This window comes from Flavobacterium limi (genome assembly GCF_010645075.1).
GTDB classification, from domain to species: Bacteria; Bacteroidota; Bacteroidia; order Flavobacteriales; family Flavobacteriaceae; genus Flavobacterium; species Flavobacterium limi.
Genome location: NZ_JAADZV010000002.1, coordinates 330,984 through 343,535, shown reverse-complemented (window position 1 = coordinate 343,535; position 12,552 = coordinate 330,984). Strand labels below are relative to the sequence as shown.

At 34.6% G+C, this 12,552-nt stretch carries 7 protein-coding genes and 1 pseudogene; 2 read left to right on the top strand and 6 right to left on the bottom strand.

Annotated features, from left to right (window positions below; genetic code table 11):
* Positions 1-52 precede the first annotated feature (52 nt).
* Together glgB and GXM16_RS05970 are read left to right on the top strand one after the other, a co-directional pair.
* The gene (gene glgB / locus GXM16_RS05975) at positions 53-1,957 is read left to right on the top strand and encodes a 1,4-alpha-glucan branching protein GlgB (RefSeq protein WP_163393491.1); all 1,905 of its coding nucleotides are present in this window, start codon (positions 53-55) and stop codon (positions 1,955-1,957) included.
* A gap of 196 nt (positions 1,958-2,153) precedes the next feature.
* The gene (locus GXM16_RS05970; protein WP_163393490.1) at positions 2,154-4,553 is read left to right on the top strand and encodes a glycoside hydrolase family 31 protein; all 2,400 of its coding nucleotides are present in this window, start codon (positions 2,154-2,156) and stop codon (positions 4,551-4,553) included.
* 572 nt (positions 4,554-5,125) lie between these two features.
* On the opposite strand, the pseudogene GXM16_RS05965 reads toward GXM16_RS05970, so the two are convergent.
* The 6 genes and pseudogenes from GXM16_RS05965 to GXM16_RS05940 form a co-directional block, all read right to left on the bottom strand.
* A pseudogene (locus GXM16_RS05965) lies at positions 5,126-5,809 on the bottom strand (IS982 family transposase); the annotation flags it as partial.
* 3 nt (positions 5,810-5,812) lie between these two features.
* Positions 5,813-6,187: a hypothetical protein gene (locus tag GXM16_RS05960; RefSeq protein ID WP_163393489.1), complete on the bottom strand. Its 375-nt coding sequence runs from the start codon at positions 6,185-6,187 to the stop codon at positions 5,813-5,815.
* Complete coding sequence (locus GXM16_RS05955; RefSeq protein ID WP_163393488.1) at positions 6,184-7,635, bottom strand: hypothetical protein; 1,452 nt, start codon at positions 7,633-7,635, stop codon at positions 6,184-6,186. Before GXM16_RS05955 ends, GXM16_RS05960 begins: the two co-directional genes overlap by 4 nt.
* 4 nt (positions 7,636-7,639) lie before the next feature.
* Positions 7,640-9,448, bottom strand: coding sequence for a type VI secretion system Vgr family protein (locus tag GXM16_RS05950; protein WP_163393487.1), 1,809 nt, complete (start codon positions 9,446-9,448; stop codon positions 7,640-7,642).
* Positions 9,449-9,643: 195 nt separating this feature from the next.
* A complete protein-coding gene (locus GXM16_RS05945; protein WP_163393486.1) occupies positions 9,644-11,425 on the bottom strand; it encodes a prolyl oligopeptidase family serine peptidase in 1,782 nt (593 codons plus the stop codon).
* A complete protein-coding gene (locus GXM16_RS05940; RefSeq protein WP_163393485.1) occupies positions 11,425-12,549 on the bottom strand; it encodes a glycoside hydrolase family 88/105 protein in 1,125 nt (374 codons plus the stop codon). The genes GXM16_RS05945 and GXM16_RS05940 overlap by 1 nt, the downstream gene beginning before the upstream one ends.
* Positions 12,550-12,552: the final 3 nt, after the last annotated feature.

Sequence of the window (12,552 nt, the reverse complement as noted above, 5' to 3'; positions counted from 1 at the left end):
ACTAATCACAGGTACTAAGGACTAACAACTAAGTACTAATTACTAAAAATATATGTCCAACGTTATTACGCATTCTCTATTTACTGATTTTGATATTGATTTATTCAAGGCGGGAAAACACTTCAAATTATACGAAAAACTGGGGGCACACCTGATTGAAGTTAATGGGGTAAAAGGCGTGTATTTTGCTGTCTGGGCTCCAACTGCCCAATCTGTATCGGTTGTAGGTGATTTTAATTACTGGACTCAGGGAGAACATTTGCTGCAGGTACGTTGGGATTCATCAGGTATTTGGGAAGGCTTTATTCCGAATTTAGATAAAGGAGCACTTTATAAATATAAAATACAGTCTCATATTGACGGAATTGTAACTGAAAAAGCAGACCCTTTTTCTTTATACTGTGAGAAACCACCACATACAGCTTCTGTAGTCTGGGATTTAGATTATAACTGGAAAGATGAAAACTGGATGCAGTCGCGTCACGAACATAATGCACTAGACAAACCTTATTCGGTTTACGAAGTACATTTAGGTTCCTGGAGGCGAGGTAATGACAACAAGTTTTTAACCTATCTCGAACTGGCTGACGATTTGGTTGCTTATGTTAAAGAAACAGGTTTTACACATGTAGAATTTATGCCAGTTATGGAGTACCCTTATGATCCTTCATGGGGTTATCAGCTTGTGGGTTATTTTGCCCCAACATCCCGTTTTGGCAAGCCACAGGATTTTATGGTTTTGGTTGATAAACTGCATCAGGCAGGAATTGGTGTAATTCTGGACTGGGTTCCGTCACATTTTCCGGATGATGCACACGGTTTAGGTTTTTTTGATGGTTCACATCTTTATGAACATCCGGATCGCAGAAAAGGGTATCATCCTGACTGGAAAAGTCTTGTTTTTAATTACGGGCGTAATGAAGTTCGTGCTTTTTTAATCAGTAACGCCGTTTTCTGGCTTCAAAATTATCATGTTGATGGCTTGCGTGTTGATGCTGTAGCTTCAATGCTATACTTAGATTATTCCAGAAACGACGGTGAATGGGAACCGAACATTTATGGAGGAAATGAAAATTTAGAAACCATAAGTTTCCTGAAAGAATTTAATGAAGTTATTTACGCTAATTTCAGCGGGGTTCAAACCATTGCAGAAGAAAGCACTTCATTTCCAATGGTTTCCAGGCCTGCTTTTACCGGAGGATTAGGCTTCGGAATGAAATGGATGATGGGATGGATGCATGACACTTTAAAATATTTTCAGAAAGAAACGGTTTATCGAAAATACCATCAAAACGATTTGACTTTTTCGATGACGTATGCCTTTACCGAAAATTTTATGCTGCCTTTTTCACATGATGAAGTGGTGTATGGTAAACAATCTATTATATATAAAATGCCGGGTGATGAATGGCAGAAATTTGCCAATTTAAGGTTGCTTTATGGGTATATGTTTACACATCCCGGAACCAAATTGTTATTTATGGGTTCTGAATTTGGCCAAACTTCGGAATGGAATTTTGAAAACAGTCTGGACTGGCATTTATTGAAATATGATTATCATTCAGGGGTAAAAGACCTGATTACAGATTTGAACCAGTTGTATAAATCGAGTCCGGCTTTGTATGAAAAACAATTTAGTGGAGAAGGTTTCGAATGGATTAATTATTCAGATCATCAAAATGCTGTTATATCCTATATCCGAAAAGGAAATAATCCTGATGAAGATTTAGTAATTGTCTGCAATCTTACGCAGGTTGTACGGGAAAATTACAGAATCGGAATTACGCGAAAAGGGAATCTGAAAGAAATTTTTAATAGTGATTCTAAACTTTACGGAGGAAGCGGGGTTGCAAATTCAGGATTGTTAAAAATAGAATCTTCTCCTTATGACGGAAGAAATTTTTCGGTTGAATTAATTTTGCCGCCTTTAAGTGTCACGGTTTATTCTTTTGCATAAATGAATGTTTTTGTACGCTGTGATTTTATTATTTTTTAGATTATAAATTACTGAATTAATTTTTTTTGGGCAAATAAATTATTACCCAGTCAGAAAAAACGTTTTCGTTAATAAACCTTTTATTCATAGGCGATTACTAAGTTTTTTTGTAAGTTTGAAATTAAAGACAAGCATCCTAAATTAATTCATTAGCCATATGATTACAAATACCGCACTAGAATACAAAGGCAATTTATTTCCATCAAAAGTCGTTTCGTATGAGCATGAAGGAGATTCGATTTCTTTTTATACAGACAATAACGTAATTTTAAAAGTTACCATTCTCAGAGACAGTTTAATTCGTTTTCGTTTTACCACAAAAGGTTATTTTAGTAATGATTTTTCTTATGCAATTGATAAAAGTCAGCTGCATGGTTATAATTTTCTAACAGTTACCGAAGAAGAAAATTATTTTGAAATCAGGACAAGTAAAGTAAAATGTAAAATTAAAAAGGCGGATCTCCGTTTGTCGATTTATGATTTAAATGACTTTTTGATTCTTGAAGATGAACTTGGTTTTCATTGGGAAGAAAGTTATGAATATGGCGGAAATATTGTCAAAATGAGTAAATCGTCAAAAGACGGAGAATGTTTTTACGGTCTTGGTGACAAAGCCACTCAAATGAATTTAAAAGGCAAAAGAGTAGAGAATTTTGCAACTGACCAATATGCTTATCATAAAGATCAGGAGCCTTTGTATAAAGTGGTTCCATTCTATATTGGTCTTCATAATAAACAATCTTACGGTATTTTCTTTGATAATACATTCCGTACTTTTTTTGACTTCTGTCAGGAAAGAAGAAACGTTACGAGTTTCTGGAGTGAAGGTGGAGAAATGAATTATTATTTCGTTTACGGTCCGCAAATGCAGGATGTGGTTACAACATATACCGACTTGACAGGTAAACCTGAATTACCGCCGCTTTGGGTTTTAGGATATCATCAGTGTAAGTGGAGTTATTATCCGGAGAGCAAAGTAAAAGAAATCACATCAAAATTCAGGGAACTTAAAATTCCTTGTGATGCCATATACCTGGATATCGATTATATGGACGGTTTTCGATGTTTTACATGGAATAAGGATTATTTTCCGGATCCAAAGAAAATGGTTGCTGAATTAGCCGAAGATGGCTTTAAAACGATAGTAATCATTGATCCGGGAATCAAAATAGATAAAAATTACTGGGTTTATAAAGAAGGTCTTGAAAAAGATTATTTCTGTAAAAGAGCAGACGGACCTTATATGAAGGGTAAAGTATGGCCAGGCGAATGTAATTTTCCGGATTACACTAATCCTGTAGTAAGAGAATGGTGGGCAGGATTATTCAAAGAATTAATTTCTGACATTGGTGTAAAAGGAGTGTGGAATGATATGAATGAACCTGCTGTTATGGAGGTCCCAAACAAAACTTTTCCTATGGATGTGCGTCACGTTTATGACGGAAACCCTTGTAGTCATAGAAAAGCTCATAATATCTATGGGACTCAAATGGCAAGGGCGACTTATCATGGTGTGAAACGCTTTGTTTATCCAAAACGCCCATTCGTAATTACAAGATCAGCTTATTCGGGAGCACAGCGTTATACCTCTTCCTGGACTGGTGATAACGTAGCTACATGGGAGCATTTGTGGATTGCTAATATTCAGGTACAGCGTATGAGCATTTCCGGAATGGGCTTTACAGGTTCTGATATTGGAGGATTTGCTGAACAGCCAACAGGCGAATTGTACGCACGTTGGATTCAGTTAGGTGTTTTCCATCCTTTTTGCAGAACACATTCTTCAGGAGATCATGGAAATCAGGAGCCATGGGCTTTTGATGAAGAAGTAATCAATATTACCCGAAAGTTTGTAAGTCTTCGTTATCAGTTATTACCTTACTTATATACTATGTTCTGGCAATATATCGAAGAAGGTATCCCAATGCTGAAACCTTTGGTGTATTACGATCAGGATGATACGCAGACGCATTATAGAAACGATGAATTCATCTTCGGAAATCATATTTTAGTTTGCCCAATTCTGGAACCTAATGCTGTAGGAAGACGTATGTATATCCCAAGAGGTGAGTGGTATAACTATTGGACAAATGAATTTGCAACAGGAGGACGCGAAGTCTGGGTTGATTCTAAATTTGATGAAATTCCGGTTTTCGTAAAAGCAGGATCTGTAATTCCGAAATATCCGGTTCAGCAATATGTTGGAGAGTTAGAGTTTGATGAACTTACATTAGATGTTTACTATAAAAATGGTAAAGAGAAATCAGAAGTTTATGAAGATGCTCAGGATGGTTATGATTACAAAAAAGGGCGTTTCAGCTTTTTATCCTTTAGAACTATCGGAAAAGAAAAAGAAGTAATTATACAATTGCACAAAGAAGGAAAGTATGAAACTCCTTACGGGAAATACAAGATTAACTTTATAGGACTGCCTTTTAAAGTAAGCGAAATTGAAATCGATAATGAAAAAATTGAATTTAATGCTGCTGATTTTGAAGCAAACCATTTCTTAATCGTCGATAAAGAATTTAATGAGCTTCATATTATTGGAGAATAATATTGTTGGGTAATAATTTTTAAAAATTAAGGGTTTAGCTTTTAATTAAAGCTAAACCCTTTTTTAAAGGTATGGCTTGCTATTTATTTAATATTATGCCTTTTTTCTCAAGATTTATGTATAGAGTATCTTTTTTATTTTCTATAAACGAATATTCTATTCTTTCACCATGCTGACTCCATACAGTTACTAATGTGTCAATTGGTTTATCATCGTAAAAGACTATTAAATTATTTATGGATGTTTCGTTTTTTTTCAATCTGAAAAAACCTTCCGAATCTGTTTTAATGCAGTTGTCTATATTTTGTTAGCAAATTTTAATATTGGCTAGAGGCTTTTTATTATTGTCATATATATGCCCTTGATAATATTTAGGTACATTACTGCAGGAGAATATAAAAAAACCGATTATACTTAAAATACTTATTCTCATTGCTTATTTAATTTTAATTTTTGTTAACCAAATTAGTCCGAGTACATCTTTTTCTGAAGCAATTGGAACTTCTGCCTGAATCGCTGAGGGTAGACTGTAATTTTTGCGTTAAATTAATACCTTAACCCGTTGGGTGAAATTAAATTAGTTGATTTTTAATATTGTTTATAGGTCTGTCAAATATGAATTTATTAATGTATTGAATTAAGGTCATAGCCGTTATTTTTGCTAAAATTCTTGTTTTGAAACCAGTAAAAGATTTAGCATAATTTCTTCGAATCAAAAACTGGTCGCATAGTTGTGAAAATAAAGTTTCAATTCTTTGTCTGGATTTTCTAAAAATATATGGCTGTGGCTTATAGTCTTTTTGATTGATTCTTTTTGTAGTTTCTAATTTAATTTTGACTGTTTGAAACAGGTCTAATTGAACACTCTGGGAAAGATAACCTCTATCCCCAAGAATAACACAATCAGACATTTGGTTTTTAATATTATTTGAAAAATGAACATCATGAACTTCTGCTTTTGTAATATCTAAAGAATGAAAAACTCCAGATACAGAACAAACACCATGAAGCTTATAGCCATAAAACCAACTGTTTTGTGAAGCACAAAAACCTTTAGAAGGGGCTGTCTGAAATTCATCTTTACAGATTTTAATTCTGCTGTGACGAGAAAATTTACAGATTTCCAACGGCATACTGTCAACAATAAAATAGTTTTCAAACTCCAAGAACCGTTTGGCTAATTTGGTACTGACTTCTTCAGAAAACAAAAACAGTTTTCTTCTTCTTTTATTGAATTGACTACGTTCAATTAAGTTAGATTACTGTAGTGGAATTAATTTAACATTGTAAAAAATTGTATCGCCTGAAAAGCCATATTTACTATTCTCTTTAATAGTTTTTATTCTATATTTAATATCATGAATTTTTAAATCAAATATTTGACTGGGTGCTTCTACTCCAAATGATAAATCATTATAATCAATTTTTGATAAATAAAATTCTCCATTTTTATTGGTTGCTGTTTCTGAAACATATTTTCCTGATTTTTCATCCCATGTTTCTATACCTACATTTTCTAATGGAAGATTAGTAATAGAATCCCTAACTATACCTTTTACTGGAGGTCTGGCTATTCGTTTTGAACAGCTTAATAAAGTTGCAACTATAAAAAATACTAAAATTATTTTTTTCATGATATTTTAATTTTTGTTAACCATAATATACTTAATACATCTTTTTCTGCTGCAATCCCTCTAATATTATAGTCCATAGGATATGGGTGCATTTTGTCGTCGACATAATAAATCATCAAATCTATTTCTCCCCTTTGTGGATACAAATAATCTCCTAAAGGCGATTGGGTCACAATAGTTGAACTTCCTTTGTGACTCTTTGAGTACGTATGCCCTCCATAAGCCAATAAAATTTCGTGCCCAATTTCATGCCCAGAAGTATGTTTGAAATCACTATCACTTTGTATGTCATTAACAAAATACCATCTCTTAGAATATTTTAAATACCCTACATTATAATATAATATTCTTGATAATTCCCAATTACGTGATCTACCTGGACTTTCATTTGTTAAATATTTTATACTAGGAGATTTGATTGCATTATTTTCAACATTTATAGAATTTACATAAACTTCAAAAAGTTCTCCATTAACACTTATGCTTTTACCAACTGCATGATTTTTATTCCTACTCCAATGATAATTTAATCCTTCAATTGCCAACTTCTCTAAATCTGAGAAACTCTTAGTTCTAGATTTAATAATAGGCTTTCCTGGCATTATTTCGGAAACTGGTATTTTATCCCAATCACAAATTTCACTTTTTGTATGGGGCGGATTAAAATTACGTGTATTGGGCCAGCAACTCAGTCCTTCTGATCCACCATCTTTAAGATTTACTCTTAGGGTAACATCAATTCGTTTTGTCTTTTTATCAATTTTCACATCCGCCCAGTCTACTTCACTGTATTTTGTAGAAAATTCAACTATTAAACTTTTTTGTCTACCCCCTTTGGTTGCAATAATTTTTGCTTTTAGGTTTTTTCCGTTAAATCTGGTACTATCGTAAATATCATTATCATCAAAACCATCCCAATGTATAAGATATTCGCCTTCATTTGTATAATCAGAAGGTTCAGATAATGCATATTGATTGTATATTTTTTGAAAATCCCAGACTTTAGATAAAAGTGGTCCTTGAGTTGGTTTTTTGGCTTCAAAAAGTACTTCAGTTTTTTTTGAAGCTTTTACTATTACTGCTTTTAAAGAGGTCATCTGGTAAATAACAGCATCATTCTCATCCATTATTTGAAAACTTAAAGAATCAATTTTCGATTTACTTAATTTGTATTTGAAACAAAAAAATGGATTTTCAGGATTTTCCTTAAAATCTAAAACTCCAAATGGAACTATTGTATTTTCACTTTTATCTAATTCAAAAGTAATATCAAAGTCTTGGCTTTTTCTCTCGGGAATACCTTTCGGCTCCCCATAAGTTATACCAACATCACTTGTTTCTGTAACAGTTTTACCAGAATTGTATACAATATTGCCTTCGGAATATATATTGTGGTTACCCCCGGTAGTTTTTGTGATAGTCCCTCCTACAAATCTTATTCTGCTCATATATTTAGAAGGATTTAGATTTTTCGGCGCTATTAATCTGCATTTCTTTTTTAGAATGCTTATTTATTCCACCTTCACTACTATTATCAATTCCTTTAACTCCAACTTCTTGTCTTTCTTTAGCCGTATGTGATTCCAGATTCCCTTCAATGTTTTCCATAAAATTACCTGTCACATTCAACATGTTATCACCGCCAACAAAAGTATTTAATATAGCACCTACAGTTAGAGTTTTATCAACTCCGGCACTTTCAGTAATATTCATTCCTGCAGTGGTCGTAATATTTTCAGAAGCATTCATAATAATATTAGAGGCATTCATGGTGATGGTTTTTGGTGCCGTGATATTGATATTTCCATCAATCGTATCAAACTGAATTTCATTACCAATTTTATCGGTTATTATAATACTTTCGTCTTCAGTAAATTTTAAAATATGTCCACTTCTGGTATGAATCGCTTTTACATTGTTTTGTCCATCGGCATAGCCACTGGATTCATTGCCATTGTAGTGCGTTCCTAATACATAAGGATTCTGTGCATTGTCCCCTTCAAAACCTACCAAAACTTCTTCACCAATTTCCGGAATAAAGTAAAAGCCTTTTCCGCTTCCCGAATGTGGCTGAATCATGCGGATCCAGTCGCTATTGGTGCTTCCTCCTGCCCAGTTGAATTCTACTTTTATCCTTCCTAACCCTTGAGGATCGTTGTTGTCTTTTACTTTGGCAGGCTGAGTTTCTGCCTTTGCAAAAACATGTACATCTGTATAATGCGGTGCCGCAACATCTGCAGGAATTGCCTTGAATCGGCAAGAATAATTGCCGTGTAGCTGAGAGATGTGTTCGACTTCGATTACAATGAGTTCGTGTTCAACCGTTTGATTGACGATGCTAAAAACTTGTCCGAGTCCTAATGGAAAATACGAAATACCACCATAGTAAACGCTATTGGCATCGCTCCCTGCGGTCTGCAGTTTTACCATTTCCTGTATTTCATCACTGGTTTGGGCATTGGCCGTGTAAGCTCCAACACTTAAATCGCCCTGGGCAACCGTTCCCTGATTGTGACCTACGATTGCAGAAAAACTGTCTTTGCTTCCCATACTAGTTTTGGCAGCAGAATTCCGAATATTATTTGCGGAATTGTAATCATATCCTGCAAGAGAAATTTTGTGGGCAGCCATATTGGCCTGTATCTTAAAACCATGCAGCGAAGAGCCGTTCACGAGTTTTACCTGACTGGTTTTGGTCTGCCCAAACTGCATTCGCATGCCGTCGAAGTAAAACCATTGTCCATAGCGTTTGGCCAGGCGTTTTAAAAATTCAAAACTGGTTTCATTGTATTGCGCCATGTATTTGAATTCCTGAAGATAAGTCGATTTTATAGCTTCACGCTGGTAAAATTCTCCCGGGCCTTCAGCCAAAATTCCCAGTACAATGTCGTCCATTCCCCTTTCCTGAAAAGTCCTTGATTTTTTCATATCGTCCAGCACTATGGTATGGCTTATTCCTTTTACAAGAAGACCTACAGCACTTCCGTGAAGTTCTACAGAGGAAAGTTCTGTAATGATGCCTTTGCTCATCACTTTGATTCCGGTAAGACTCTTGAAAGTAAAAATCACTTCATCCCCCAGGTAGCTTCTTATAGCTTTTGACTGAACTGACGGGTCTATTACAGCCAGGCCTGTATATTGCCAGACAAATGAAAAATGGTGATGGTCTGCCATCTTTTGCGATAACTCTAAATCATGATAGACAACATTTTGGGTAAAACTTCCAATACTTATATGAACCTGTTCTGAAAAATTTGACATACTATTTATATTAATTATTAAGTAGGATTTTTTTTGTAAAAATAGAATTTAAAATTACTTTCACAAAAATATTTAAATATTATATGTATTTATTTTACTACAAAAAAAACGAAGACATTGTATTTGATTACAATGTCTTCGTTTAATGAGTTATAATGGTTATTTATAGCCCTTTATTATCGGTCTATTTTTAACTTATTCCTTTTTTAAAGCATTAATTTCAGCCGCAGATACTTTAATTACAGTTCCATGCCTTGTTCCCGGAGGAAAACTAACTTGTTCTGAAATATCTTCCCAGCCTTTTGAAGTTTGTTTTACCGCTCCATATTTTTTCTGGGTATATTTATCAAAATAAACAATCCATTCATTATTTATCTGAATCGCTGTAGGTCCTTCTGCCCAATAATTACCTGTTATTGGCTGACTTGCTTTTGTGTATGGACCTTCTAATTTTTTGCTGGTTGCTATTTTTAAATTTTTCTGAACCGGTACTTTCGTTTCATCTTTTAAGTACATGGTATAACCTTCATTTGTTTTTACAATAGTAGCATCAATGACATTAAAACCAGGTTCATAAAGCAATTTGGTTTTAGAAAATTTTTTAAAGTCTTTAGTAGTAGTGTAATAAATCCTGTGATTGTATCCTTTTTCTTCTTCCGATTTAGTTTCCAAAAACTTTCCGTCAATTGTAGAAGCCCAGTAAATCATGTATGTTTTAGATTTTTCATCATACGTAATTTCAGGAGCCCAGGTGTTTCTTGTCTTTTCTTCATATGTCATGACCGGAATAAATTCCTGTTTTGACCAGTGAATCAAATCTTTTGACGATGCATAACCAATTCCTTTATCTGTCCAGCTAACCGTCCAGACCATGTGATACAAACCGTCTCTGCCTTTAATTACGCAGGGATCACGCATAAGTTTATCTTTTCCGACTTCAGGCGTTAAAAATGATGTGTCATTTTTTAAGGTGTTCCATTTGTAGCCGTCTTCGCTGTAAGCCAAATGCAGACCGTCTTCGCCATTTCCTTTAAAATAGGTAAATACATAACCGTCGCCTTTTAATGTATAATCGTTAACAGTCAGCCATTTTTCAAAGGCTTTAGGCCATGATGCATTGGTGCCTTTTATACCGAGACCAAAGCCATGACCTCCGTCTTCATATAAATGCATTTCTGAAGAGACTTTTTCTTTTTTTAAAGCTAAATAATAATTAATACTATTTTCTACAGGTACAGCTTTGTCATCAGTAGCATGAACTAAAAAAGTTTTTGGGGTTGAAGCCGTTATTTGTTTTTCATTCGAATATTTTTCGACGATTTCTCCCTGAGCATTTTTTCCTAATAAATTATCTTTTGATCCCTGATGTGTGACTCCTTCCTGCATGGATATTACAGGGTAAATTAAAACTGAAAAGTTGGGTTTGGCACTTGTTGTATCAGTAGGCGTATATACTTTATTATCATAATGAGTAGATAAAGTAGACGCTAAATGCCCACCAGCTGAAAACCCCATAATACCAATTTTATTAGGATTAAGTTTCCACTTAACTGCATTTCTTCTAAGCAGTCGAATGGCTTCCTGTGCATCCTGGAGGGGAGCAACAGTTTTGTTTTTCATAATCTCATCGCTCGGCAATCTGTATTTTAAAACAAAAGCATGAATGCCTAATGTATTAAACCATTCTGCTACTTTATAGCCTTCTTTGTTGATAGCCAGCATTCCGTAGGCTCCACCCGGACAAATTATAACAGCTGTTCCGTTTGATTTTTTTTCATCTGCAAAAAATGGGGTAAGGGTAGGTAAGGTTACTTTACGAACATCTTCGGCAATACCGTTTTTGGCTACTATTTTTTCAACGTATTCTCTAGATTCAATGGCGTCAGGAACTTTATCCCACAACGGAATTTCCTTTTTTTGAGAGAATACAGAAAGACTTATTCCCAGAGAAATAAAATAGAAAAATGCTTTTTTCATTATTTCATTTTATAAATTTCAGATCCGGCTAGTAAAAAACAACCTAATCCGTAATCTTCGAAATCAGGGATTTTATCGTATGATAATGGCTGTCCGTCTTTTGGCTCTTTTCCTGTTGACTGTAAATAGCCTAAAAATCCGGTATCATGCAAAGCATCTTTTGTGATTGCGTTCCATGCTTTTTCGATTACAGGCAAATACGTTTCCTTTTTTAGAATTCCGTTGTTGATGCCGTATGCTATTCCGTAAACAAATAAGGCAGTTCCCGATGTTTCTTTTTCTCCAAAATTTGTAGGGTCATGTAAACTTACATTCCAGAATCCGTCAGGTCTTTGAATTGGAACTAAAGCTGCTGCCATTGCTTTCAAATCTTTTACATACTGCTCTCTGTGAGGGGCATTTTGAGGAATTATAGTCAATACTTTTGCCAAAGCACCAATCACCCATCCATTACCACGGCTCCAGTAGCAGTCTTCGCCATTTGGCTCTTTATATGGAGGATCAAAATCAGCATCACGCCACCACAAACCATCCTTTGGATTGAAAAGCCCATTATCACCATGCTTGTTTCTGGAATACATATACATTTGATACATTTTTTCGAAATAGCGGTTGTCTTTTTCTAATACTCCCAGCTTAGCAAAAACCGGCATTCCCATTTGAATAGCATCAATCCATGACCAGTCGTCTTGTTGAGGCGTATTCAGCAGCATATTGATGTTGGCTTTAGTATTTTTTAGCTTTTTTGCATCCGGCTCCAGATTGTACAAATCAATATAGGTCTGAGCTGCACAATAATTGTCTGCGTTACGGGTAACATTTCCACCGTTAAATCCCCATTTATGAAATTCTGCCCAGTCATAAGCATATTTATAATAGGCTTCTTTTGGAAAAATTTCATGTAAAGCCATTAATCCTTCATAATAAACACCACGTGTCCAGATATTACTCGGACGTTCTTTGTTGGTTATAATAGTCTTGCCAGTTTCAGGCCATTTTTGCATAAAATAATCATTTGCTAAAATCATTTGTTTTAGTACTAATTTTTTATCAAATGGCTGTTGTGCGTTTGTAGAATTCGCATATAAAAAGCATATAGCGAAGATTAAAAGTAGCTTTTTCATTTT

Excerpts from the sequence above, each read along its gene's own strand:
- GXM16_RS05960 (WP_163393489.1), bottom strand. The coding sequence starts at position 6,187 with ATGAAAAAAATAATTTTAGTATTTTTTATAGTTGCAACTTTATTAAGC.
- GXM16_RS05940 (WP_163393485.1), bottom strand. The coding sequence starts at position 12,549 with ATGAAAAAGCTACTTTTAATCTTCGCTATATGCTTTTTATATGCGAAT.
- GXM16_RS05950 (WP_163393487.1), bottom strand. The coding sequence starts at position 9,448 with ATGTCAAATTTTTCAGAACAGGTTCATATAAGTATTGGAAGTTTTACC.
- GXM16_RS05945 (WP_163393486.1), bottom strand. The coding sequence starts at position 11,425 with ATGAAAAAAGCATTTTTCTATTTTATTTCTCTGGGAATAAGTCTTTCT.
- glgB (WP_163393491.1), top strand. The coding sequence starts at position 53 with ATGTCCAACGTTATTACGCATTCTCTATTTACTGATTTTGATATTGAT.
- GXM16_RS05970 (WP_163393490.1), top strand. The coding sequence starts at position 2,154 with ATGATTACAAATACCGCACTAGAATACAAAGGCAATTTATTTCCATCA.
- GXM16_RS05955 (WP_163393488.1), bottom strand. The coding sequence starts at position 7,635 with ATGAGCAGAATAAGATTTGTAGGAGGGACTATCACAAAAACTACCGGG.